This window comes from Nocardia higoensis NBRC 100133 (assembly GCF_000308595.1).
In the GTDB taxonomy this organism is placed as follows: domain Bacteria; phylum Actinomycetota; class Actinomycetes; order Mycobacteriales; family Mycobacteriaceae; genus Nocardia; species Nocardia higoensis.
This window is the reverse complement of sequence record NZ_BAGA01000090.1, coordinates 1-24890: the sequence shown is the minus strand read 5'-3', so window position 1 is coordinate 24890 and position 24890 is coordinate 1. Positions and strand designations below refer to the sequence as shown.

21 protein-coding genes and 1 CRISPR repeat array are annotated in these 24890 nt (G+C 69.4%); of the genes, 17 read left to right on the top strand and 4 right to left on the bottom strand.

Going from position 1 to position 24890, the window contains the following annotated elements; translation table 11 throughout:
* Positions 1–84: 84 nt before the first annotated feature.
* The 8 genes from ON26_RS16240 (at position 85) to ON26_RS16205 (ending at position 8644) form a co-directional block, all read left to right on the top strand.
* A complete protein-coding gene (locus ON26_RS16240; RefSeq protein ID WP_245545873.1) occupies positions 85–639 on the top strand; it encodes an Rv1476 family membrane protein in 555 nt (184 codons plus the stop codon).
* Positions 640–1107: 468 nt separating this feature from the next.
* A complete protein-coding gene (locus tag ON26_RS16235) occupies positions 1108–2532 on the top strand; it encodes an NlpC/P60 family protein (RefSeq protein ID WP_040796999.1) in 1425 nt (474 codons plus the stop codon).
* A gap of 188 nt (positions 2533–2720) precedes the next feature.
* Positions 2721–3881: a chaperone MoxR1 gene (gene moxR1 / locus ON26_RS16230; RefSeq protein WP_245545872.1), complete on the top strand. Its 1161-nt coding sequence runs from the start codon at positions 2721–2723 to the stop codon at positions 3879–3881.
* A gap of 13 nt (positions 3882–3894) precedes the next feature.
* On the top strand, positions 3895–4845 hold the full coding sequence (locus ON26_RS16225) for a DUF58 domain-containing protein (RefSeq protein ID WP_040797014.1): 951 nt from the start codon (positions 3895–3897) through the stop codon (positions 4843–4845).
* Positions 4842–5846, top strand: coding sequence for a VWA domain-containing protein (locus ON26_RS16220; protein ID WP_040796998.1), 1005 nt, complete (start codon positions 4842–4844; stop codon positions 5844–5846). The genes ON26_RS16225 and ON26_RS16220 overlap by 4 nt, the downstream gene beginning before the upstream one ends.
* A gap of 78 nt (positions 5847–5924) precedes the next feature.
* Positions 5925–6641 (top strand): 3-oxoacyl-ACP reductase FabG1, encoded by a 717-nt coding sequence (gene fabG1 / locus ON26_RS16215; protein ID WP_040796997.1) that lies wholly within the window; start codon positions 5925–5927, stop codon positions 6639–6641.
* 72 nt (positions 6642–6713) lie between these two features.
* On the top strand, positions 6714–7550 hold the full coding sequence (inhA, locus tag ON26_RS16210) for an NADH-dependent enoyl-ACP reductase InhA (RefSeq protein WP_040796996.1): 837 nt from the start codon (positions 6714–6716) through the stop codon (positions 7548–7550).
* 20 nt (positions 7551–7570) lie between these two features.
* The gene (locus tag ON26_RS16205; RefSeq protein ID WP_174375406.1) at positions 7571–8644 is read left to right on the top strand and encodes a ferrochelatase; all 1074 of its coding nucleotides are present in this window, start codon (positions 7571–7573) and stop codon (positions 8642–8644) included.
* Positions 8645–8811: 167 nt separating this feature from the next.
* Here ON26_RS16205 and ON26_RS16200 read toward each other — a convergent pair whose 3' ends face one another.
* Both ON26_RS16200 and ON26_RS16195 read right to left on the bottom strand, forming a co-directional pair.
* Positions 8812–9621, bottom strand: coding sequence for an Rv1486c family protein (locus tag ON26_RS16200; protein ID WP_040796995.1), 810 nt, complete (start codon positions 9619–9621; stop codon positions 8812–8814).
* Positions 9622–9669: 48 nt separating this feature from the next.
* Positions 9670–10515 (bottom strand): DUF3097 domain-containing protein, encoded by an 846-nt coding sequence (locus ON26_RS16195; RefSeq protein ID WP_040796994.1) that lies wholly within the window; start codon positions 10513–10515, stop codon positions 9670–9672.
* A gap of 112 nt (positions 10516–10627) precedes the next feature.
* Between ON26_RS16195 and ON26_RS16190 the strand changes: the two genes are divergently transcribed.
* From ON26_RS16190 to ON26_RS16170, 5 genes are all read left to right on the top strand, one after another.
* A complete protein-coding gene (locus tag ON26_RS16190) occupies positions 10628–11059 on the top strand; it encodes an NfeD family protein (RefSeq protein WP_040797012.1) in 432 nt (143 codons plus the stop codon).
* A 3-nt stretch (positions 11060–11062) separates the two neighbouring features.
* Complete coding sequence (locus ON26_RS16185) at positions 11063–12421, top strand: SPFH domain-containing protein (protein ID WP_083884130.1); 1359 nt, start codon at positions 11063–11065, stop codon at positions 12419–12421.
* A 133-nt stretch (positions 12422–12554) separates the two neighbouring features.
* A complete protein-coding gene (locus ON26_RS34050) occupies positions 12555–12887 on the top strand; it encodes a hypothetical protein (protein ID WP_051027142.1) in 333 nt (110 codons plus the stop codon).
* Positions 12888–13067: 180 nt separating this feature from the next.
* Positions 13068–14024 carry a CorA family divalent cation transporter gene (locus ON26_RS16175; RefSeq protein ID WP_040796993.1) on the top strand — a complete coding sequence of 319 codons (957 nt, stop codon included), beginning with the start codon at positions 13068–13070 and terminating at the stop codon, positions 14022–14024.
* 73 nt (positions 14025–14097) lie between these two features.
* Positions 14098–15474: a hypothetical protein gene (locus ON26_RS16170; RefSeq protein ID WP_040796992.1), complete on the top strand. Its 1377-nt coding sequence runs from the start codon at positions 14098–14100 to the stop codon at positions 15472–15474.
* Positions 15475–15491: 17 nt separating this feature from the next.
* Here ON26_RS16170 and ON26_RS16165 read toward each other — a convergent pair whose 3' ends face one another.
* Complete coding sequence (locus ON26_RS16165) at positions 15492–15944, bottom strand: hypothetical protein (protein ID WP_040796991.1); 453 nt, start codon at positions 15942–15944, stop codon at positions 15492–15494.
* Positions 15945–16312: 368 nt separating this feature from the next.
* Here ON26_RS16165 and ON26_RS16160 point away from each other — a divergent pair, with 368 nt between their 5' ends.
* On the top strand, positions 16313–17491 hold the full coding sequence (locus tag ON26_RS16160; RefSeq protein ID WP_040796990.1) for a cupin domain-containing protein: 1179 nt from the start codon (positions 16313–16315) through the stop codon (positions 17489–17491).
* Between the two features lie 19 nt (positions 17492–17510).
* Here ON26_RS16160 and ON26_RS16155 read toward each other — a convergent pair whose 3' ends face one another.
* Positions 17511–18212 (bottom strand): TVP38/TMEM64 family protein, encoded by a 702-nt coding sequence (locus tag ON26_RS16155; RefSeq protein ID WP_085999022.1) that lies wholly within the window; start codon positions 18210–18212, stop codon positions 17511–17513.
* Positions 18213–18396: 184 nt separating this feature from the next.
* Between ON26_RS16155 and ON26_RS16150 the strand changes: the two genes are divergently transcribed.
* From ON26_RS16150 to meaB, 3 genes are read left to right on the top strand one after another with little or no spacing between them, the layout of a single operon-like run.
* Positions 18397–20262 (top strand): methylmalonyl-CoA mutase family protein, encoded by a 1866-nt coding sequence (locus ON26_RS16150; RefSeq protein WP_051027141.1) that lies wholly within the window; start codon positions 18397–18399, stop codon positions 20260–20262.
* Complete coding sequence (gene scpA, locus ON26_RS16145) at positions 20262–22541, top strand: methylmalonyl-CoA mutase (protein WP_051027140.1); 2280 nt, start codon at positions 20262–20264, stop codon at positions 22539–22541. The genes ON26_RS16150 and scpA overlap by 1 nt, the downstream gene beginning before the upstream one ends.
* The gene (gene meaB / locus ON26_RS16140) at positions 22538–23590 is read left to right on the top strand and encodes a methylmalonyl Co-A mutase-associated GTPase MeaB (protein ID WP_040796989.1); all 1053 of its coding nucleotides are present in this window, start codon (positions 22538–22540) and stop codon (positions 23588–23590) included. The genes scpA and meaB overlap by 4 nt, the downstream gene beginning before the upstream one ends.
* Before the next feature lie 200 nt (positions 23591–23790).
* A CRISPR array of direct repeats spans positions 23791–24856; the repeat unit is 29 nt; unit sequence GTGCTCCCCGCGCATGCGGGGATGAGCCC.
* Between the last annotated feature and the right edge of the window lie 34 nt (positions 24857–24890).

Here is a 24890-nt window from a genome sequence, read left to right as displayed (position 1 = left end):
TGGCGTACTGTGCTCTCGATCGCCTTGCAGTGTTGGATGCCCGTCGTCGCGCCCGGCGGCGTGGCTGCACAGACCGGATGGAAGATGGCCCCCTCGCACACCTCGGTTTTCTCCCCGCTCGCCGCGGGGTTGCCGCCCACCATCGACGACGATGCGCTGCAGACGATCAAGACCGATGTCGCCGACAATCACGTGGCGATGCCGGAGGGCCGTGACCAGTCCGAACTCGAGGCGATCGTGGCCGAGGCGCGAGCCGACGGCATTCCGCTGAGCATCGTGGTCATTCCCGGAAATCCGGGCCACGACTCCAACCTACGGGACCTGGCCACCGAGGTCGCCAGGACCGAACACGGCACCGTGGTCGTCTTCAGCGACGACTGGGTCGGCACCTACAGCGACACCATCAGCCGCGTGCGCCTGGAATGGGCCGAGGACGCGGCCAAGAGCAAGCAGGGTGATTCGGTGACCGCCGCGAACGTCTTCGTCGACCGGATCGCCGAGCCCGAAATGGTCTCCTGGACCGCGGTCACCTGCATCGTGCTCGGCGGCACCGCGGCGGCGGTCGCCGGTCTGGCGTACATCAAGTCCCGCCGCGCGGCCGGAGCTGCCGACCGGGAGCGCCGCACCACCTCCGTCTGACATTTCTTTCGGCCGGTCTCCCCGGCCGCCATCCGGGCCGCGCCATCCGGCGCGGCCTGTCGTCGTCTTCGTCGCTGTGGTCCGGCCAGGCCGTGAACCGCGCGGCAGCACGGGCCGGGCGCCGGGGCGGAGTCGATCGGGCGGGTTCGGCGCAAACACACGGCGGGTGATCCCGTGCCCCGCAATGCTTCCGAGCTGACGGCGGTTGCTTCCATCCGGCTTTTTCATGACGTCCGGTTTGTTTATATCCAGCAAACCGGACCGGAAGCGCGGCGAACGTGTGGCTACCGACGAATTACGCCGTTGTGATTCTGTGACAGGAGTTTCGCCCGGGCCATAAAGTGTCGTACGGTTCGAATGGTCGCCGATGGGGAACTAGAGGTAGCAGAGTTATCCGCCGACGGATGAGCACGGTGGTCCCCGGTGGGGCTCTTGTGGCGATGCCCGACTCGAGTCCTTGGAGGTGCGATGCACGGGAGCCATGGGGCCGGTCAGCGATCGAAACGTTCGATCGCTCTCGGATTGCTGGTTTGCGCGGCGCTGGTGCTGACGGCGGGTACCGGCGTGGCGGTCCCGCCACCGCCGCCGAATCCCAGCGATGGGCAGATCGCCGAAGCGGGCGCGCGGGTCGACGCGGGGGTCGGCGCGGTCGGCGCCCTCATCAACGAGGTGGCCGAGGTCGATCAGCAACTGCGTCAGCTCGACGACGAAGTCGCCACCCGCCGTGAAGAGGTCAACAAGGCGCTGGTCGATCTGCAGGAGGCCCGCGAGGCCGCCGACGCCGCCGCCACGCAGGTGGAGATCACCCGGGCCGACCTGAATGTCGCCGGTCAGGAGGTCGCCCGCGCCCGCGACGGCTTCGACGAATTCGCCACCGCCGCCTACACCCGTCCGACCTCGGGTTCGCTGATCACCCACCTGACCGCCGCCACCCCGACCGGTGCCATCGACCGCGCCGAGGTCATCGGCCTGGTGTCGAAGAACCAGCAGCAGGTGCTCGACACCCTGCGCCGCGCCCAGATCGAACTCGGCAACCGCAATTCCGATGCCCGCGAAGCGAAATCGCAGGCCGATGCGGCCGCCGCCGAGGCCGAACAGCTCAAGGCCGCCGCCGAGAACGCCGTGGCCGCCGCCAAGTCCGCACTCGACAGCGAGTCCGCCCGCCGCGCGAGCCTGCTGCGCGAGCGCGACGCGGCCCAGTCCCGGCTGGATGCCGCCCGCGCCACCGTGCAGGGCCTGTACACCCAGCGTGAGGTCTACCAGGACTGGAACCAGCAACGGCTGGCCGAGGAGGCCGAAGCGCTGCTGGTCGCCGCCGCCCAGGCCGCCGCCCGCGCGGCCGCCGACCTCGCCGCCAGAGAACGCGCCGCGCAACTGGGCGAGGGCAAGCGCCCGCACACCGAACTCGAGGACAGCCCGGCGCCGAGGAAGAAGTCGACTCCCTCGCAGAGCAGCCCCTCGGTACGCGGCTCGCAGGCGGTGGAGATCGTCGTCGACCGGGCCATGTCACAACTGGGCGTCACCTACGCCTGGGGCGGCGGCGACGAGGACGGCCCGACCCTCGGCATCCGCGACGGCGGCGTGGCCGACAGCTACGGCGACTACAACAAGGTCGGCTTCGACTGCTCCGGCCTCATGCTCTACGCCTTCGCCGGCATCGGCGTCTCGCTACCGCACTACAGCGGTTATCAGTACAACGCGGGCACCCGCGTCCCGCTCGCCCAGAAAGCCCGCGGCGACATGCTGTTCTGGGGCCCCGGCGGCAGTCAGCACGTCGCCCTGTATCTGGGCAACGGGAAAATGGTGGAGGCGCCGCAATCCGGTGACGTCGTGAAGGTGTCACCGGTGCGCGAGGACGGCATCATGCCGTATGCGGTCCGCATCATCAGCTGAACCCTTGTCCACCTGGTCTTTTCCGGTATCGCCCGGCCCGCTCGCGCGGGGGCGCCGCACGCTCGCGGCGCCCCCGCGTCCGGTGTCCCGGCCGCGAATTCCGGTGCTAGCGCCAGCCGGTTGCGGCACAGTGGGCGATTACCTGGAATAGTTGGTGCCGCACGCACTAGACCGAGGCGAAAGCGGGGATGTTGGTGACTTCGACGGACAGCGTGAGTGGGGCGAATCTGGCAAAGGAGAAGCCGGAGGCAGCGACTGTTGCGGAGGGCGCCCTCGAGCGTGACGTCCAGACTCTCGAAAAGGCGATCTACGAGGTCAAACGGGTCATCGTGGGCCAGGACCGGCTCGTGGAGCGACTGCTCGTCGGCGTGCTCGCCCGTGGCCACGTCCTGCTCGAAGGCGTCCCCGGCATCGCCAAGACGCTGGCCGTGGAGACCTTCGCCAAGGTCGTCGGCGGATCCTTCTCCCGCGTGCAGTTCACCCCCGACCTGGTGCCCACCGACCTCATCGGTACCCGCATCTACCGGCAGGGCCGCGAAGAGTTCGACACCGAGCTCGGCCCGGTGGTCGCGAACTTCGTGCTCGCCGACGAGATCAACCGCGCGCCGGCCAAGGTCCAGTCCGCGCTGCTCGAGGTGATGGCCGAGCGGCACGTCTCCATCGGCGGCAAGACCTACCCGATGCCCGATCCGTTCCTGGTCATGGCGACCCAGAACCCGATCGAGAGCGAAGGCGTGTACCCGCTGCCCGAGGCGCAGCGCGACCGCTTCCTGTTCAAGGTCGTCGTGGACTATCCCTCCGTCGAGGAGGAGCGCGAGATCATCTACCGGATGGGTGTCACCCCGCCGGAGGCCAAGCGCATCCTCGACCCCGAGGAGCTGATCCGCCTGCAGAAGGTCGCCGCCAACACCTTCGTGCACCACGCCCTCGTCGACTACGTCGTCCGGGTGATCGCCGCGACCCGCAAGCCGATGGATTTCGGCATGGCCGACGTCGCCAACTGGGTCGCCTACGGCGCCTCGCCGCGCGCCAGCCTCGGCATCATCGCCGCCGCCCGCGCGGTCGCGCTGATCCGCGGCCGCGATTACGTGGTGCCCCAGGACGTCGTCGAGGTCATCCCGGACGTGCTGCGGCACCGTCTCGTGCTGTCCTACGACGCGCTGGCCGACGAGATCAGCCCGGAGGACGTCATCAAGCGGGTGCTGCAGACCGTCGGCCTGCCGCAGGTCGCCCCGCAGGCGGTCCCCAGCGGGGCGTCGCAGCAACAGCAGATCCCGCAGCCGCCCGCGCAGCAGGGCCCGGTGCAGCAGGGCGCGCCCGCTCCGGCCGGCAACAACCAGCCCAAGTGACCGCGGCGTGACCATGTCATCGCATGCGCCGCCGTCCTTCCGGGCGGGCGAGCTCTCCGACGCACGCCTGGCCGCCGCACTGAGGACACTCGAGCTGACCGTGCGCCGCCGTCTCGACGGCGTCCTGCACGGCGACCATCTCGGCCTCATCCCCGGCCCCGGTTCCGAGCCGGGGGAGTCCCGGCTCTACCAGCCGGGCGACGATGTGCGCCAGATGGATTGGTCGGTCACCGCCCGCACCACCCATCCGCACGTACGGCAGATGATCGCCGACCGCGAGCTGGAGACGTGGATGGTGATCGACCTGTCGGCCAGCCTCGACTTCGGCACCGCCGCCTGCCAGAAACGCGACCTGGCGATCGCCGCCGCGGCCGCGGTCACCTACCTGACCAGCGGCGGCGGCAACCGCATCGGCGCCGTCGTGGCCACCGGCGAGCAACTGGTGCGCATCCCCGCCCGCAGCGGCCGGGTGCACGCCCAGTCGCTGCTGCGCGCGATCGCCACCACCCCGCACGCCCGCGACGGCGTGCGCGGCGATCTCCGCGGCGCCATCGAGTCGCTGCGCCGCCCGCAGCGCAAACGCGGGCTGGCCGTCGTGATCAGCGACTTCCTCGGCGACATCGACTGGCAGCGCTCGCTGCGCGCGATCTCCGCCCGCCACGACCTGCTCGCGGTGGAGGTGCTCGATCCGCGCGACATGGAACTGCCCGATGTGGGCGATGTGGTGCTGCACGATCCCGAGACCGGCCGTACCCGCGAATTCAGCGTCACCCCCACCCTGCGCGCCGATTTCCACGCCGCCGCCGAGCGCCACCGCGAACAGGTGGCACAGGCTCTGCGCAGCTGCGGCGCGCCGGTGATGAGCTTGCAGACCGATCGCGACTGGATCGCCGACGTGGTCCGGTTCGTGTCCACCCGGCGCCACAGCTTGGGCGCCTCGACCGGGCGGGTGCCTCGTCAGTGAGTATTTCGCATTTCACCGCGCTGATCTGGCTCGGTTTCCTGGTCGTCGTCGCGCTCATCGCGCTCGGCTATGTGCTGGTGCAGCGCTCCAGGCACCGCCAGATGCTGCGGTTCACCAATATGGAGCTGCTGGAGAAGGTCGCGCCGGCGCGACCCTCGCCGTTGCGGCACGTGCCGGTCGCCCTGATGCTGGTCGGCCTGATCTTCCTGACCATCGCGGCGGCCGGTCCGACCGCGGTGCAGAAGGTGCCCCGTAACCGCGCGACAGTCGTTCTGGTGATGGACGTTTCGTTGTCCATGGAGGCCAAGGACGTTCCGCCGAACCGCCTTTCGGTGGCCCAGCAGGCCGGCAAGGAGTTCGTCGACGGCCTCACCCCCGGCATCAACCTCGGCTTCGTGACCTTCGCGGGCACCGCCTCGGTGATGCAGTCGCCCACCACCAACCGGGAAGCCGTCAAGGCCGCCATCGACAACATCAAGCTGGCCGAGCGCACCGCCACCGGCGAGGGCATCCTCACCGCACTGCAGTCGATCGAAACCCTGGCGACGGTGCTCGGCGGCGCGGAGACCCCGCCCCCGGCGCGCATCGTGCTCATGTCGGACGGCAAGCAGACCGTGCCCGACGACAAGGATGTCGACAACCCCAGGCACGCCTTCACCGCGGCCCGGCTCGCCAAGAACAAAGGCATTCCGGTCTCGACGATCTCCTTCGGCACCGACTGGGGTTCGGTGGAGATCCCCGACCAGGACGGCCAGGGCTCGCAGCGGGTCAAGGTCCCGGTCGACAACGAGTCGCTGCGCGAGATCGCCAAGCTGTCGGGCGGGGAGTTCTACACCGCCTCCAGCCTCGAGGAACTGACCGCCGTCTACGACACCCTCGAGGAGCAGATCGGCTACGAAACCACGCGCGGCGACGCCAGCAGGCCCTGGTTGCTGCTCGGCATGCTGCTCGTGTCCGCGGGCATCGTCACGGGTCTGCTCTATCGCCAGCGCCTGCCCTAGCGCCGTCCGGTTGTCGGTTTCCACAAGGTCGCCCGCCCGGGCGCCGGCGCCGGAACCCGAGCAGATAGGTTAGGCCCCATGACCAACCTCACACCTCGATCGGTACTGGTGACCGGCGGCAACCGGGGCATCGGCCTCGCGGTCGCCCGGCGGCTCTCGGCCGACGGTCACAAGGTGGCCGTCACCCACCGCGGTTCGGGTGCGCCGGAAGGGCTCTACGGCGTCAAGTGCGACGTCACCGACTCCGCCTCCGTGGACGAAGCGTTCAGTGAAGTCGAGGCGCACCAGGGCCCGGTGGAGGTCCTGGTGGCCAACGCCGGCATCACCGACAACATGCTGCTCATGCGGCTGTCGGAGGAGCAGTTCACCTCGGTGCTCGACGCCAACCTGACCGGCGCCTTCCGCTGCGCCAAGCGCGCCACCAAGGGCATGCAGCGCGCCAAGTTCGGCCGCATGATCTTCCTCGGCTCGGTGGTCGCCATGTCCGGCGTGCCCGGCCAGGTGAACTACGCGGCCTCCAAGGCGGGCCTGATCGGCATGGCCCGCTCGATCGCCCGCGAGATCGGCACCCGCAACATCACCGCCAATGTCGTCGCCCCGGGCTTCATCGACACCGACATGACCGCGGAGATGGACGACAAGTACATCGAGATGGCCAAGCAGGCCATCCCGCTCGGCCGCACCGGCAAGCCGGAAGAAGTAGCCGCCGCCATCAGCTTCCTCGCCTCCGACGACGCCGCCTACATCAGCGGCGCGGTGATCCCGGTCGACGGCGGAATGGGTATGGGGCACTAAGATTCCGCTGGCCCGCGGCAACGCACTTTCCGGTGTAGGCGCACTCTAGATATCAGGGAGAACCAGGAACTCATGGGCGGACTGCTCGAAGGCAAGACCATCCTCGTCACCGGCATCATCACCGATGCCTCGATCGCGTTCCGCGCGGCCGCGATCGCGCAGGAACAGGGTGCGAAGGTGCTCATCACCGGTATCCCGGAGCGGCTGCGGCTCATCGACCGCATCGCCAAGCGGCTGCCGCAGGAGGTCCCGCCCGCGATCGGCCTCGACGTCACCAACGAAGAGGATCTGGCCGGCCTGGCCGACAAGATCCGGGAGCTGGCCCCCGAGGGCCTCGACGGCGTGCTGCACTCGATCGCCTTCGCCCCGCGCACCCTGATGGGCCCGGAAGCCAAGCCGTTCCTGGACGGCCCCGGCCCCGACGCGGCCAAGGCGTTCGAGATCTCCGCGTGGAGCTACGCCTCGCTGGCCCGCGCGGTGCTGCCGGTGATGAACGAGCGCGGCTCGCTGGTCGGCATGGACTTCGATCCGCGTACCGCGATGCCGTACTACAACTGGATGGGCGTGGCCAAGGCGGCGCTGGAGTCGGTCAACCGCTACGTCGCCCGCGAGGTCGGCGAGGCCAAGAAGATCCGCTCCAACCTGGTCGCCGCGGGCCCGATCAAGACCCTCGCCGCCAAGGCCATCGCGGGCACCGCCACCGACGACGCCGCCAAGCTCAACCAGCTCAACCTGTACTGGGACGGCGCCTCGCCGATCGGCTGGGACGTCGACGACGCGACCGCGGTCGGCAAGTCCATCGTCGCCCTGCTGTCGGACTGGCTGCCGGCCACCACCGGCTCGATCGTCTACGTCGACGGCGGCGCCAGCCACAACACCTGGTTCCCGGAAGGCTTCGCGAGCAACTGATTTCGAGGAGAGGACCGATCGTGGCCGCCGATGCTCGTCCGTTCGACGCACTGGTACTGCTGTCCTTCGGCGGCCCCGAACGCCCCGAGGACGTGATGCCGTTCCTGGAGAACGTCACCCGGGGTCGCGGGGTGCCGCGTGAACGCCTCGAAGAGGTCGCGCAGCACTACCTGCACTTCGGCGGGGTCTCCCCGATCAACGCGCTCAACCGCGACATCATCGCCGCGGTCGAGCGCGAACTCGCCGCTGCGGGCATCGACCTGCCGGTCTACTTCGGCAACCGCAACTGGCACCCGATGGTGGAGGACACCGTCGCCGGGATGGCCGAGGACGGGGTGCGCTCGGCGCTGGTCTTCCCGACCTCGGCCTGGGGCGGCTACTCCGGCTGCCTGCAGTACCACGAGGACATCGCCCGCGCCAGGGCCGCGGTTGGCGAAGGCGCGCCCCACCTGCGCAAGCTGCGCCAGTACTTCGACCACCCGCTGCTGATCGAATCCTTCGGCGACGCGATCCGCGCCGCGCTCGACGAACTGCCCGCCGACCGCCGCGACCGCGCCAGGCTCGTTTTCACCGCCCACTCGGTGCCCACGAGCGCCGACGCCGCCGCGGGACCGCCCGCCGACGGCGGCGGCCTCTACACCCGCCAGGTCGCCGAGGCCGCCCGATTGTCCGCCGCCGCAGCCGGTTTCGCCGACCACGACCTGGTCTGGCAGTCCCGTTCCGGCCCGCCGCAGGTGCCCTGGCTCGAACCCGACATCGTCGACCACCTCGAGAACCTGTCCGCCAAGGGCGTGGACTCCGTCGTGGTGTGCCCGGTCGGCTTCGTCTCCGACCACCTCGAGGTGATCTGGGACCTCGACAACGAAGCCAAGGACAAGGCCGCCGAACTGGGCATGGCCTTCGCCCGTGCCGCCACCCCCGGCACCGACCCGCGCTTCGCCCGACTGGTCGTGGAACTGATCCGCGAGCAACTCGACGGCCTCGCCCCGCGCAGGCTCGGCGATGTCCCCGGCTACGGCAACACCGACGACGGCGCGCCCTGCGCCGTGAAATGCTGTGCGCCGCAACGCCGCCCGACCCCGGCGGGCCGCTGATCCAGCGACCTGCCCGGTCGTGGCCGAGTTCGTCGTCGGCCCGATCGCGGCGTCGGATACCGGTCCCGTCGCGCAGCTCGAACCCCCGCCGGCCCACCGGAACGCGCCGCGCGGTCGCGGACAGCCCGGCGGGTGCGGACCGCCGGACGCGGGGGTAGGTGCCGTACTCAGCTACGGGCGGAGGCGTGCACCGCGATCAGCCGCGCGGCGCGAATCGCGTCCCACAGCGGCCGCAGCAGATTCTCGTGCTCGTTCATGGCGGTCGCCGAGGTGGGGGAGGCCGCCGGCTCGCGCTGGGCGACCGTGAGAATGGCCGCCACATGATCGGCGGTATCCAGAATCCGCTTGGCGCGCAAGGGAATCGAATCCGGATAGTCGTGGCGTGCGTAGTCGGCCAGCTCGGCCTCGATCAGCTCGCGCGGATCGGCGTCGGAGAGCCCGGCGCTGGTGGTGTGCAGCTTCATCAGTGCGTCGGCGGCGTCGCGAACCGCCTCGCGCATGGTGTATTCGGCCTCGCCGAGCGACAGATCCGACCCGGGCGCGGCGGGGACGGGCACGCTGTAGACCGTCCACTGCAGGGTGTCGTCGTCGACCCACACGGGGATGAGCCCGGTGCCCTCGGTGCCGGGCGTGCCCGCCAGAATGCCTTCGCCCGCCTCCAGCGCATCGGCGGCGAACACCGTGCCGATGGGCAGCCCGCGCACATCACCGGGCACCGGAAGCACCAGGCGCACCTGAGCCCCCTCACTCGCCATCGCCTCACGAATCACCTTGAGCAACGGCATCACCGCGCTGCCGGTGGGCTCGCCGCGATAGGACCAGGGCAGGTCGGAGCGCCCGCCGGTCAGCGGGTCACCGGCGGCGATGGTGTGTCTGGGGGCCCAGGCGTGCAACGCCCCGAGTACGTCGTCGGGCGCACTGTTCCCGGCCAGCCAGGAGCCGGCCCACACCGTCAGCGTGGCACTTGGAGAGCACATAATCATCGAGCATAAAGCCGTCGGCGCTCTCGCACCGGCGGAGTGTGGCTACTGCGTGGTGTCCGTCGGCTCGGTCACGAAATCGATGAGCCGTTCCACCGCGCCGATGAGCGGCGATTCCAGGTCGCGGAACGAGCCGACCGAGGAGTAGACCCGCCGCCACCCGTCTTGCGGCGTGCCCCACCCCAGCCTGCGGCACACGCCGGTCTTCCAATCCTCCCCGCGCGGCACCCGCGGCCAGGCCTCGATCCCCAGCGCGGCGGGCCGCACGGCCTGCCACACGTCGATATAGGGGTGACCGGTGACCAGCACGTGCGGGCCGAGCCCCGTCGTCAGATGGGTCTCCTTGGACCCGGTGACCAGGTGATCCACCAGCACACCGACCCGCCTGCCCGGCCCGGGGGAGAACTCCACGAGCCGCTCGGCCAGGTTGTCCAGGCCCTCGAGATGCTCGACGACCACGCCCTCGACCCGCAGATCGTGGCCCCATACCCGCTCCACCAGCGCGGCGTCGTGCACGCCCTCCACCCAGATGCGGCTGGCCTTGGCGACCTGGGCGCGCAGCCCCTCGACCCGGGTCGAGCCCGAGGCCGAACGGGTGGGCCCGGCAGGCCCGGCCGGTTTCGGCCGCACCAGGGTGACCGGCCGTCCGTCGATGAGGAAGGCCGCCTCCCGCATGGCGAACAGCCGCACCGCACCGCGCCCGTCCTCGAGTTTCACGAACTCCCCGTCGTAGCTGCGATCGAATCCGACGACAGCGCCACAGAATCCGCTCGCCGCGTCCTCGACGACCAGATCGCGCTCGGCCTGTACGACCGGAATCTCCCGCTTCTTCGTCCTGGCGTGCCCGGCGAAGATGTCGCCGCCGTAGCGTTGGCTGTCCCGCGTACTCACCCGGTCGAAACTACCCGCCCCGAACCCGCTTTCGGCGCTGCGACGCGGTGGGCGCGGAACCGGACGATTCGGTCGGGCCCGCGATCGGTGGCCGCGGGCTAGAGTGGGTTTCGTGGCAGCGATTGCTTGGCTGGTGGCGGGCTTGCTGCTCGCCGCCGCGGAAGTGCTGGTCGGGGAACTCTCTCTGCTGATGCTCGGCGTAGCGGCGCTGGGCACCGCGGGATTCAGCGCGGCCACCGACTTTCCGGTGGTGGTCGACGCGCTGGTCTTCGGTGTGATCACGCTCGTGCTGTTCGCCGGGGTGCGGCCGACGTTGCGCAGGAAGTTCGGCAGCGAACCGCCGACCCTGACCAATGTGCACGCGCTGCCGGGCAAGACCGCGACGGTGCTCGAGCAGGTCTCGGACTCCGCGGGCCTGGTGAAGCTGGGCGGCGAGGTCTGGACCGCGCGCGCGATGAATGTGGGGGACGTCTTCGAACCGGGGGCGACCGTGTCCGTGATGGCTATCGACGGCGCCACGGCCGTCGTATGGAAGGGACCGTAGTAGATGGAATTTCTGATAGTCGCGCTCGTCATCGTGGTCTTGATCGCGGTGGTGTTGTTCAAATCGGTCGCGCTCGTCCCCCAGGCCGAGGCCGCGGTGATCGAACGCCTGGGCCGGTACTCGCGCACCGTCTCCGGCCAGCTGACTTTCCTGATTCCCTTCGCCGACCGGATCCGTGCCAAGGTCGACCTGCGTGAGCGTGTGGTGTCGTTCCCGCCGCAGCCGGTCATCACCCAGGACAACCTGACCCTGCAGATCGACTCGGTGGTGTATTTCCAGGTCACCAACCCGCAGGCGGCCGTCTACGAGATCAGCAACTACATCGCCGCCGTCGAACAGCTCACCGTCACCACGCTGCGCAATGTGGTCGGCGGCATGACCCTCGAGGAGACGCTGACCTCCCGGGACCAGATCAACAGCCAGTTGCGCGGCGTGCTCGACGAGGCCACCGGCCGCTGGGGTCTGCGCGTCGCCCGGGTCGAGCTCAAGGCCATCGATCCGCCCCCGTCGATCCAGGAGTCGATGGAAAAGCAGATGAAGGCCGACCGCGAGAAGCGCGCGATGATCCTCACCGCCGAGGGCACCCGCGAATCGCAGATCAAGACCGCCGAGGGTGCCAAGCAAGCCCAGATCCTCGCGGCCGAGGGCGCCAAGCAGTCGGCGATCCTGTCCGCCGAGGGTGAGCGCCAGAGCCGCATCCTGCGTGCCCAGGGCGAGCGCGCCGCGGCCTTCCTGCAGGCTCAGGGCCAGGCCAAAGCCATCGAGAAGGTCTTCGCCGCGATCAAGGCGGGCAAGCCCACCCCGGAGCTGCTGGCCTACCAGTACATGCAGACCCTGCCGATGGTCGCGCGCGGGGATGCGAACAAGGTGTGGATGGTGCCCAGCGATTTCGGCAAGGCGCTGGAGGGCTTCGCCCGCAATTTCGGCACCAAGGGCGAGGACGGTGTGTTCCGCTACGAGCCCGCCGTCGAGGATGTCGCGGCGCCGAAGGTGGAAGACGACTCCGATGTGGCCGACTGGTTCGACCTGTCCACCGATCCCACCGTCGAGCGCGCGGTGCGGGCCGCGGAGGCGGACGCGCGCAAGCCGGTCGAGGATCCGACCGTGCCCCCGCGCTCCCCGGCGGCCCGCCCGCCCGCCCCGGCTCGCGAGCAGCAGTCTGCCCCGCCGCAGCTCGAACAGCAGCAGTGGCAGCCCGGTCAAGGGCTGGTGACGCCGCCGGAGCAGCACGCACAACCGCACCAGCAACCGCCCCATGCCGGACCGGCTCAGGGCTATGCCCCTCCGCCGCAAGGCTTTTCGCCGGAAGATCGTCCGCCGCAGGGGTACGGCCTGCCGCCGGAGGATCACGGTCGGCAGTGACCTGCGGGTCCCGGTGATCGACCCCACATCGAAAAGTTTGCTGAACAGTTGCTAACCCCTGGGCTTCGGGTTACGGTGACCGTGATCAACCGGCGAATGAGCCATCGGTACCCGAATTCCAGGGGAGAGCGTGATGTCGGACCTGTCGATCTTCGGTGGTGCCCCGCGGCCGGCGGATGCGGGTTCGCTGGCGACCAAGCAGTTCCAGGACCAGGGCGACACGGTGTGGGTCGGCATCGGGCACCCGGTGCAGTTCCCCCAGCGCGCCGGCTGGCGGTGCCGTGTCCGGGTCGAGCGCGGCACCCGGCTCGAACAATCCCAGGTGGTCGCGTCGAGTGAGGGCGAAGTCCTGCGCATGGCACTGGAACTGGTCACCACACGGCTCGGCCTGACCGAATCGCAATTCCTCGACGGCGCCGCGATCGACGCCGCCACCTCGGCGGAACTGTTCGCGCTCGCCCGGTAGCCGGGCATACCTCTTACTTCCATTGTCCGCCATCGGCATTCGACGCCATCGAGACAATGGGTGAACGGCCGTCGAACACTCTCGTCCCGGATTGACTCGAGCTCGGCCACGCCGCTTCAATGGACGGCGGCGCGATGTCGCGCGCCGTCCTCCGACAATCCGAAGTGGGGTGAGCAGCTGATGCCCGCGCCGTCCCTGGCCACCTGTCCGTCCGCCGCCCCGTCGGCGCCGGTCGACCGATTCGATACCGAAACCCTTGGCATGCACTGGATTCCACTGCATGCGAGCGATGATGATATCGCCACCGTCCTGCGCGAACGCCTCGGTGTGGACTTCGCCCCCTGGCGTGAGGGCAACGCCGGCCTGCCGACCCCGGGCGACTACACCTACCTCCCCATCCCGGTGAACTTCCGCCGCGGCGAAACGATCGAACACGAGACCATCGTCCTCGCGCTCGGCGCGGAATTCCTGATCACCCTGCAACCCGCCGAGCCCTTCGTCCCCTTCGAGACCGCGATCTCGGCCATGCGCCGCGACGCCACCCTCACCGCCTCGTCCCACGGCGTCGCCTTCGCCTTGCTCGGCGCGCTGAACGTCGCCTCCGAACGGGTGCTCGAGCACACCGCCCGGCAGCTGGACGAACAGCGCGACGTGATCGCCCGCTCTGCTCTCGAGGAAGGTCACGGCATGGGAGCCGCCGCCGCGCGCACGGCGATCCACCGGCTCGGCGAGATAGAGCGCATCGTCTCACGAGTCCGCGAGACCCAGTCCTGCCTGGCCGCCGCCGCCCGCCGCCTCGAACACCCCCCGGCCGCCGCTACCGGCGAACTCGGCGAGCGAGTCGGTGACCTGATCGCCGATATCGACCGGGTCGCCCGCCGCGCCGAACGCGACCACGACGCACTGCGCTTCCTCGCCCAGTCCGCCACCACCTGCCTCGGTGCGCGCCACAGCGCCGTGCTCCGCCTGCTGACCATCGTGGTCGCGGTGTTCGCGCCACCCACCATGCTCGCCGCCGTCTACGCCGCCGACTTCACCTGGCTGCCCGACCTCGACCCCATCCCGGCCCTGCTCGCTTTCGTCGCGGTGACCGCCCTCGCCGCCGCCCTCCCGCTCCGCAACCTCGGCCGGAACTGACCACGCTTCCGGTCGGGCCGGTTCCGTTGGTTCGGCTGCTGCCGGCACGCCGGTCGGCCGATAGCCTGACAGCATGAGACACACCGCTGTCGTGGTGCCTCCATTGCGTCTCGGCGCGTCCGATTCCCGTCGTCTCCGCGACTACGGCCTCCTGCCGGTGCACGGCGATACCGGACCCGCGGCCGCGAACTCGCCGGCCGCGGCATTGCTGTCGACCGCGCCGAACGGCTCTCTGATCACCGTGGCGGGGCTGCGGGACGACCCGGACCCGTGGCGGCATGCGGGCCCGGCGATCCTCGCCGAGGCCACCGCGAGCGCGGCCGCAACCGTGACCTCCCGCGCCCTCGCGGTGGTGTTGCTGCCCGCCGTCGAGACCCCGATGCCCGGACCCGTCGCCGTGCTCTCGCCCGCGGGATCGGTGTCGTCGTACGAAGTCCACCTCGGCGCCGCGCTCGCCGCCCACGCCGGTCGCCGGGTCGAGCACATCAACGCACGCGGTGCGGCAAGCTCGGCGCTGCACAACGGACTTCCCGCGCGGGCGGCGGCCCGCACCGCCGTACCGGACTGGCGGGAGATCGCGAATCCCCGCCCGGAGCGTTCGCTGCACCGACTCACGTCGCGGCCGTCGCTGATCGTCGCCCCGGTGCCGCCCGGGACCGCGGAGGCGGCGACCCTGGTCGCGGACCATCCCGACGCGGATATCGTGCTCGTCTTCGATGCGGTCCACGCGCGGTACGGAGCCGACCTGGCTCGACAGGTCTCCTCGATGGTGGAACTCGCGCTGGGGGTCGAACTGAGCGGTCCGGCGGACGAGACACCCGCCGCGCCGGACGATGGTGCCGCGACACGGTCCGGAAACGATCCGGCCACCCCCTCGAACACCACATCCCGCGCACCCGCCGATGCCCTCCCGCCTGTGCGCGCCTCCGACGTGATCCACGTGCGGCTCACCGACACCGCACTCGAACTCACCAATCGCTCACGCCAACGCATCCGCTGCCGGATCGGCCTCGGATCCGCGGACTCCGGCGCACGAGTCCGCGCGGTGTTCAGCACGCCGCTCGGCCCGGGCGAGGCGCACGTGGAGCCCACCGACCCCGTCGCCGAACTCGCCGGGCTGTCCTCCCCGGAAGCCGTGCTGCGCACCTGGAGCCACAGCCGCGCCGAGGTCTACGAGGGCGGCGAACGCCGAATGCTGGACCTCGAGATCACCGTTCTCGACGAGCACGGGACCGAGCGCGCGAGGCGCACATATACCGCGCCGAACGGCCTGGACTTCTCGGTCACCGGTCGGGATCTGTCGACACTGCTCGGGCGCGAGTCGCCGATGGCGACACCCGCATCGCCCGCCTCGACGCGTCCTCCGGTGGTGCCCGCGCGAGACATCCTGACGGCCCTGCGATCCGCCCTCGACACCGGTGCGAGCGTGCTCGCCCGACGATCGGGCTGAGGAGCGCGGCGGTGTCGTCACTCCTGCTCGCGCCGAACCCGGATCTTGACCAGCGCCGCGTACACGTTCTCCCGGTCGGCCAGGTAGGCGGCGATGGCCCCGGCGTCGGCGTCCTCGGCGAGCGGTTCGGTACCGGCCGCGAGCACGATGTACCGCCGCCCGATCGCATGCGCGGTCCAACCGTCGGTCACCGGCCGGCTCAGCCACACCTGATCGTTCCGGCACAGTTCCACGCGCAATGCGCGCAGCGAGGCATACAGGGTGTCGGTGCCGATCGGCAGGATGTCGCCGTCGATATCCGAGCGTTCGAGCCCCAGAGTCGTGATCGTCTCGAGCAGTGCGTCGTCGGCGGTGCCGTGGACGGGGTGGACGAGCAGATACGCGGTCGGCTCGCCGAACGGATTGGGTGCCGACCACGCTGTCACCCCGATATCGCGGGTCGAGGGTGTGGTGCCGGGCGCGTCACTCACATCGGGCAGGCTACCCGGATTCCCCGATGTCGTGATGACACGTAATCGACTCGGTGCGGTGTCGTGCGCGGCGAATGTCTCCTGTTCGTGATGCGTACCGCCGATCCGGGCGGGCCGAAGCCCCTGGTGCGAGAATCCCCGCGGCGTAGACTCGGGATGCACATCTGGTCGCGCAGAATTCTCCGGTCCCCGCGGACCGCCAGGCGAGCGATGCGATGTGACCTGACAGCAAGTGCCGTCGGAGATTTCGCTCCCGGCACACCGCACGATGCATGCGTGCGGTCCAAAATTCCTGTTTCCCGGCATATTTCGCGATTCTCGATCGCGCGCTGCGGAACCCACGCGCTGCAGAACCCAGGAGGGTAGGCATGACCACGGATGTGACGCCGCACCCGATACGGAAGGCCGACAGCAAGGGCTGGCTCGACCTCGGTCCACGCGACATCTGGCGCGACCGGGAGAATCCCGACCTCCTCGTTCCGCCCGCCACCGACCACGGCACGATGGCGAACATGAAGTACTCGTTCTCCGACGCCCATCAGCGTCTGGAGGACGGCGGCTGGGCCCGTGAGGTGACCAACCGCGAAATCCCGGCCTCGATGGACGTCGCGGGTGTGAACATGGCCCTCGAACCCGGCGCCTATCGAGAACTGCACTGGCACAAGCAGGCCGAATGGGGCCTCGTACTGCTCGGCAGTTGCCGCGTGACGGCCATGGACGAATTCGGTCGCTCGTTCGTCGACGATGTCGAAACGGGTGATCTGTGGAATTTCGAAGCCGGCATCCCGCATTCCATCGAGGGCCTCGAAGACGGTGTCGAATTCCTGCTCGTCTTCAGCGAGCCGGACTTCTCGGAGAACTCGACCTTCCTGCTGTCGGACTGGTTCGCCCATACCCCTCAGGATGTCGTCGCCGCGAACCTCGGGAAGACCGTCGAGGAGATCGCCTCCTTCCCGAAGGATCAGAAATACATCTTCCGAGCGGATGTGCCCGGTCCGATCGCGGAGGAGCAGCGCCCGGGTGACGTTCGTAGAGTTCCCTCACCGTTCACTTTCCACATGGAGAACGCGGTGCCCATCGAATCCGAGGCGGGGCGGGTCCGAATCGTCGACGTCCATACCTTCCCCGCCGCGAAGACCATCTCGGCGGCGTTCGTCGAGGTCGAGCCCGGCGGTATGCGAGAACTGCACTGGCACCCGAAGGCCGCCGAATGGCAGTACTACCTCCAGGGCCGGGCCCGGATGACGATCTTCGACTCCAACGGCCGGTCGCGCACCTTCGACTACAAGGCCGGCGATGTCGGGATCGTCCCGCAGGTCGCCGGACACTATGTGCAGAACCTCGGCGAGGAGACGATGATCTTCGTCGAGGTGTTCAAATACCCCGAGTACTCCGATATCTCGGTGAACAAATGGCTGGCCTCGAATCCGGTCAAGGTCGTCGCCGATCACCTCGATGTGTCCGGGGAGTTCGTCGAATCGCTGCCCCCGCACGACGACCTGCCCGCCCCGGTCATCTGGTACGACCAGAGCAAACGCGAAGGCTGACCCGCCCCCCTGGGGAGGCTCAGTCCAGGGATGTGGTGGCGCCCGCTGTCGCGGAGGGCGCCGGTTCGCGGATGGGCTCGACGGCCGGCTCCCATCGGGCGTCGAGGAACAGTCCGCCCATTCCGATCAGCAGGCAGATCGCCGAGACCGCCAGGGCGGCCGGATGGGTGCCGCCGGTGAGCGCGTCGGCGAGGATCACCGTGGCGATGGTGCCGGGGGCCGAACCCACGACGGTCGCCAGCAGATACGGCTTGACGCGGATCGACGACAGCGCGCAGCAGTAGTTGACCACCGAGAACGGCGCGAAGGAGATCAGGCGCAGCGACCCGACCGCGAGCCAACCACGCCTGCGCAGCCGGTCGTCGATCGCGCGAACCCTCGGATGGGTGAGCCGGGCGGCGACCCGGTCGCGATCCATCGCGCGCACCAAGCGCAGTGCCAGTACAGCCGCCAGAGCCGTGGCGGTCAGCGCGACCGCGATGCCCAGTCCCGCCCCGAAGAGCAGCCCGCAGCTGACGGTCAGTACCGTGCGCGGCACCGGCGCCACCGCGACGACGGCGTAGATCAACAGGAACACCGGCGGGAACCACGCGCCGAGCGAACCGGCCCAGTCCTGGATCTGCTGGGGCGTCGGTAGCGGAACCAGCACAGCGGCCACGCACAGCGCGCCGAGAACGGCGAGCAGTGCGACGATACGCGGATTCCTGAGCAACGCCCTCACCCACCAGAGGTTACCGGTTGGTAGTGGCACTCGAGGTCAGCCGCCGTGCGGGGTGCCGCTAGCATCAATGGAAACGGGACGAATGCTCGTTAACCTACGTGGTCGCTGACCTGGGTGAACATCGAAGGTTTCGGGTGCACAGGGGTGTGCGCGCCCCGTGGTCGAAGGGAAGAGGGAAGAAGCTATGCCGATCGCTTCAGATCCGTCTCCGGGTGCGGAGGCAGTGCCGCAGTACGGTGCGTGGCGTAAGGGTGTGGCCGGCGTGCTCGCCAAGGCGCGCAGGGTCGATATATCCGAGCTGCCCGACGAGCCCGAGCAGCTGCTCGCGCAGACCACCTACGACGGCCTGACCGTCAACCCGCTCTACACGCGCCGTGACGAGCGCCCCGAACCGCCGCTGCCCGGCGTGTTCCCCTTCGTGCGCGGCCGCGACGGCACGCGCGACGTACATCGCGGCTGGAACGTCAGCGCCGACTTCACCGGCACCGACGCCGAAGCGGTCAACCGCGAGATCCTCGCCGGTCTGGAGAACGGCCTGAGCGCCATCCGCCTGACCGTCGGTGGCAACGGCGTGCCCGTGGCCGACCTGCCCACCGCCCTGCGCGGCCTGCTCTTCGAACTCGCGCCCCTGGCACTGAGTGCCCGTGCCGACGTCACCGAAGCCGCCGCCCAGCTCTACGCCCTCCTCGACGCCTACACCGTCGACGACCGCACGGCCATCCGGATCGGCCTCGGCGCCGCCCCGCTCACCAGCGCCGTCGCCGCCGCCTACGACGCCGACCTCGCGCAGACCGTCGAACTCGCGAAGCGGGCCGTCGCCCGCCCCGAGACGGTCCGCGCGATCACCGTGGACGGCACCGCCTTCCACAACGCGGGCGCCTCCGACGCCCAGGAACTCGGCGCCTCGGTCGCCGCCGGCCTCGCCTACCTGCGCGCGCTCACCGCCGCCGGTATCGATGTCGCCGACGCGCTGAACCAGATCGAGTTCCGCTTCGCCGCCACCGACGACCAGTTCGCCACCATCGCGAAATTCCGTGCCGCGCGCACCCTCTGGGCCCGCGTCGCCCAGGTCTCCGGCGCCCCGGAAGCGGGCAACGCCCCGCAGCACGCGGTCACCTCCGCGGTCATGATGAGCAAGCGCGACCCGTGGGTGAACCTGCTGCGCACCACCCTGGCCGCCTTCGGCGCGGGCGTCGGCGGCGCCGACACCCTCACCGTGCTGCCCTTCGACTCCGCGCTGCCGCAGGGCGAACTCGGCGTCTCGAAGTCGTTCTCCGATCGCATGGCCCGCAACACCCAGCTCCTGCTGCTCGAGGAATCCCACCTCGGCCACGTGCAGGACCCGGGCGCCGGCTCCTGGTACATCGAGTCCTACACCGCCGAACTCGCCGCCAAGGCATGGGAGTTCATGCAGGAACTCGAGCGTGAAGGTGGCTACGAGGCCGCCCTCGCGTCCGGCAAGCTCGCCGAGGCGATCGCCGAGACCAAGGCCGCCCGCGACAGCGACGTGGCCCACCGCAAGTTCGCGGTCACCGGCGTCAACGAATTCCCGAACCTGGCCGAGAAGCCGCTGTCCGAGCAGGCCCGCACCACCGAGGCGATCGCCCGCTACGGCGCGGCCTTCGAAGCGCTGCGCAACCGCTCCGACGCCTACCTCGCCGCCAACGGCACCCGCCCCAAGGCGCTGCTGGTGCCGCTGGGCACGGTCGCCGAACACAACGTGCGCGTCACCTTCATCGCCAACCTGCTCGCCTCCGGCGGCATCGAATCGGTGAACCCCGGCCCGCTCGCGGGCGAGGGCATCACCGCCGCCGCGAAGGAAGCCGCCGCCCCGATCGCGGTGCTGTGTGGTTCGGACGCCCGCTACGGCACGGACGCGGGCGCGGCGGTCGAGGCGCTGCGCGCGGCCGGAGTGGAAACGGTGCTGCTGGCAGGCGCGGCGAAGGCCGTGGCCGAGCTCGACGGAGAGCAGCGTCCGGACGGATTCCTCGCCGCGAAGATCGACGCGGTCGCGGCACTGTCCGACCTGCTGGAGAAGGTGGGAGCCTGATGACCCTCAGTCATGTCGAAGAGCCGGGCGGCCTGGCCGACCCGGTGGGCAGCTTCGCCGAGGTGCCGCTGACCGAACACGAACCCGAAGCCGCCGCGGTCGACGCCGCCCAGGTCGAGGAATTCGTGCGCGGCGCCGCCGAGGCCAACAACTACGCACCCGAGCAGCTGACCTGGTCGACCCCCGAAGGCATCGACGTGCCGCCGGTGTTCACCAAGGCCGACCGCGACGCCGTCGTCGAAGCGGGCTACCCGCTCGACAGCGTGCCCGGCGTGGCCCCGTTCGTGCGCGGCCCGTACCCGACCATGTACGTCAACCAGCCGTGGACCATCCGCCAGTACGCGGGCTTCTCCACCGCCGCCGACTCCAACGCCTTCTACCGCCGCAACCTGCAGGCCGGCCAGAAGGGCCTGTCGGTCGCCTTCGACCTGGCGACCCACCGTGGCTACGACTCCGACCACCCGCGCGTGCAGGGTGACGTCGGCATGGCGGGCGTGGCGATCGACTCCATCCTGGACATGCGCCAGCTGTTCGATCACATTCCGCTGGACCAGGTCTCGGTGTCGATGACCATGAACGGCGCGGTGCTGCCGATCCTGGCCCTCTACGTCGTCGCCGCCGAAGAGCAGGGCGTCAAGCCCGAGCAGCTGGCCGGAACCATTCAGAACGACATTCTGAAAGAGTTCATGGTCCGCAACACCTACATCTACCCGCCCAAGCCCTCGATGCGGATCATCTCCGACATCTTCGCCTTCACCAGCTCGAAGATGCCGAAGTTCAACTCGATCTCCATCTCCGGCTACCACATCCAGGAAGCCGGCGCCACAGCCGACCTGGAGCTCGCCTACACCCTCGCCGACGGCGTGGAATACATCAAGGCGGGCATCGAAGCGGGCATGGAGGTCGACAAGTTCGCCCCCCGCCTGTCGTTCTTCTGGGCCATCGGCATGAACTTCTTCATGGAGGTCGCCAAGCTGCGCGCGGGCCGCCTGCTGTGGAGCGAACTGGTCTCCAAGTTCGAGCCCAAGAACACCAAATCCCTTGCCCTGCGCACCCATTCGCAGACCTCCGGCTGGTCCCTGACCGCCCAGGACGTCTACAACAATGTCGCGCGCACCTGCATCGAGGCGATGGCCGCCACCCAGGGCCACACCCAGTCCCTGCACACCAACGCCCTCGACGAGGCGCTGGCCCTGCCCACGGACTTCTCCGCCCGCATCGCCCGCAACACCCAGCTGCTCATCCAGCAGGAGTCCAACACCACCCGCCCCGCCGACCCCTGGGGCGGCTCGTACTACGTCGAGTGGCTCACCCACCAGCTGGCCGAGCGGGCCCGCGCCCACATCGCCGAGATCGAAGCGCACGGCGGCATGGCGCAGGCGATCTCCGAAGGCATCCCGAAGCTGCGCATCGAGGAAGCCGCCGCCCGCACCCAGGCCCGCATCGACACCGGCCAGCAGCCGGTGATCGGCGTGAACAAGTACCAGGTCGAAGAGGACCAGGCCGTCGAGGTCCTCAAGGTCGAGAACTCCCGCGTCCGCGCCGAGCAGCTCGAGAAGCTCCAGCGCCTGCGCGCCGAACGCGACCAGGACGCCGTCGACCGCGCCCTGGCCGAACTCACCCGCGCCGCCGCCTCCACCGAGGGCGGCATGGAGAACAACCTGCTCGCCCTGGCCATCGACGCCGCCCGCGCCAAGGCCACCGTCGGCGAGATCTCCGACGCCCTGGAGGCGGTCTACGGCCGCCACCAGGCCGAGATCCGTACCCTGTCGGGTGTGTACCGGGACGAGGCCGGAAAGGTCACCAACATCACCGCCGCGAGCAAGCTGGTCGAGGAGTTCGCCGACGCCGAAGGCCGACGCCCGCGAATCCTGGTGGCCAAGATGGGCCAGGACGGCCACGACCGAGGCCAGAAGGTGATCGCCACCGCCTTCGCCGACCTCGGCTTCGACGTCGACGTGGGCCCGCTGTTCCAGACCCCCGAAGAGGTGGCGCAGCAGGCAGCCGACAACGACGTCCACATCGTCGGTGTCTCCTCCCTCGCCGCGGGCCACCTCACGCTGGTGCCGGCCCTGCGCCAGGCACTGGCCGATGTCGGTCGCCCCGACATCATGGTCGTGGTCGGCGGCGTCATCCCGCCCGGCGACTTCGACGAACTGTACGAAGCGGGCGCGGCGGCGATCTTCCCGCCGGGCACCGTCATCGCCGACGCCGCGATCGACCTGCTCGGCAAGCTTTCCGCCGAACTGGGTCATGAGGTGGGGTCCTCGGCGGAATGAGCGAACCGGGTTCCGCCGCGCCCGTTGTACGGGCGCGGCGGAAGATCGACGTAGACGAACTCGCCGCCGCCGTCCGGCGCAACGACCGGGCGGCGCTGGCGCGGGCGATCACGCTGGTCGAGTCGACCAGGTCTGATCACCGGGCGCTGGCGCAGCAGCTCTTGTTGCGCCTCACCCCCGAGAACAGCGACTCGGCTACCTCCGTGGTGTCGAATCGCGTTGGTATCACGGGTGTTCCGGGTGTCGGCAAGTCGACCTTCATCGACTCGCTCGGTATGTATCTGATCGAGAAGGGCCACAGAATCGCCGTCTTGGCGGTCGATCCGTCGTCCACTCGGACCGGTGGCTCTATCCTCGGCGACAAGACGCGCATGGCGCGCCTGTCCGTGGAACCTGACGCATTCATCCGGCCTTCGCCGACCGCGGGCACGCTCGGCGGTGTCGCCAAGGCGACCCGGGAAACCATCGTTCTGCTCGAAGCTGCCGGGTACGACACGATTTTGGTGGAGACCGTCGGCGTGGGCCAGTCCGAAGTGACGGTGGCGAACATGGTCGACGTGTTCTGCTTCCTCACTCTCGCCCGGACCGGCGATCAGCTCCAGGGCATCAAAAAGGGTGTGCTGGAGCTGGCCGATCTCGTCGCGGTCAACAAAGCCGACGGTAAGCACTCGATCGAAGCCAAGACCGCTGCCCGTGAGCTGGCCGGCGCCATGCGGTTGATTCATCCGCGTGATGCGCTGTGGCATCCGCCGGTGATCACCATGAGCGGCCTCGAAGGCATTGGCCTGGACCAGTTTTGGGACACTGTCTTGGAACACCGCCGAAAGCTGACCGACGCGGGCCAGTTCGATGAGAAGCGCCGTCGCCAGCTGGTGGACTGGACGTGGACGATGGTGCACGATCAACTTCTGCGGCGACTTGCGGATGCGCCCGAGGTGAGGGCGATTCGTGATGACGTGGAGCGTGAGGTGCGCGAGGGGACTCTCACCGCAGCTTTGGCAGCCGAGCGGTTGCTGGACGCGTTCGATTCAGCCCCCCGACACCAGTAGCGGCCGTCCACGCAAAGTAGCGGCGGCTTCTCGAGTCTTCACGCCGGTTCCGGACGCCCTGTCGTTCGACACTTTCGCAAGTACTGTCGTGGCGGAACTAATCTGGATGTCATGGGTCGAAGGAAGTGGGCTGGCCGAAACTGTGAAGGAAAGTGAATGAAAAACGGCCTCACCCATCGAGAACCTGCAGGTCAATTAGTGTGGTCCCCGCGCATGCGGGGATGAGCCCTTTCCAGGAGTGACACATGGCTATTGCTGTCGGTGGTCCCCGCGCATGCGGGGATGAGCCCCTGACGGTCCTGCTCAAGCTCGCCCGCCGCCGGTGGTCCCCGCGCATGCGGGGATGAGCCCAACCCGCTCTACAACACCGTGGCCACGATGGAGTGGTCCCCGCGCATGCGGGGATGAGCCCTCGCTGATGTGGTGGCCGAAGCGTTCCAGGGCGTGGTCCCCGCGCATGCGGGGATGAGCCCGTCGCCAGCAGGAGCGGGTTGAGCAGCGTGAAGTGGTCCCCGCGCATGCGGGGATGAGCCCTGACATGACCGAAACCGAGAAGCACTGGACCTGTGGTCCCCGCGCATGCGGGGATGAGCCCCCTCGCCGCCACCTTCCCCGGGACGGCAGCGAGTGCTCCCCGCGCATGCGGGGATGAGCCCCGCCGCTTTCTCTCTTTTCCGCTACCCGACAGGTGCTCCCCGCGCATGCGGGGATGAGCCCGGCGGGCCACTACCGTCCGACGCCCAATTGGCGTGCTCCCCGCGCATGCGGGGATGAGCCCGCCGCACAGCGCGAGTTCGACGAGAAGCTCTAGTGCTCCCCGCGCATGCGGGGATGAGCCGGTGCCGTGGATGGGGTGGCCGAGCTGCCGGTGGTGCTCCCCGCGCATGCGGGGATGAGCCCCACCGACACAGCGTGGCGGGGGGTTGCGTCCGGTGCTCCCCGCGCATGCGGGGATGAGCCCACGCTGACGCCGTTGTCGTCGCCGTGGTCGAGGTGCTCCCCGCGCATGCGGGGATGAGCCCCGGTGCCGCGCCAGCCACTCATCCGTGCGTGAGTGCTCCCCGCGCATGCGGGGATGAGCCCTCGGCGTCGGCCTGGGCGCGGGCGGAGGTGACGTGCTCCCCGCGCATGCGGGGATGAGCCCCAACCCGACGCCCTCGACTGGCTCGAAGCACTGTGCTCCCCGCGCATGCGGGGATGAGCCCGCTTGCTGATACACGGCGATCTCCCGCGGCCGGTGCTCCCCGCGCATGCGGGGATGAGCCCTCGGCCCGCAGTCGGTGGATAGACAAGACTAGGT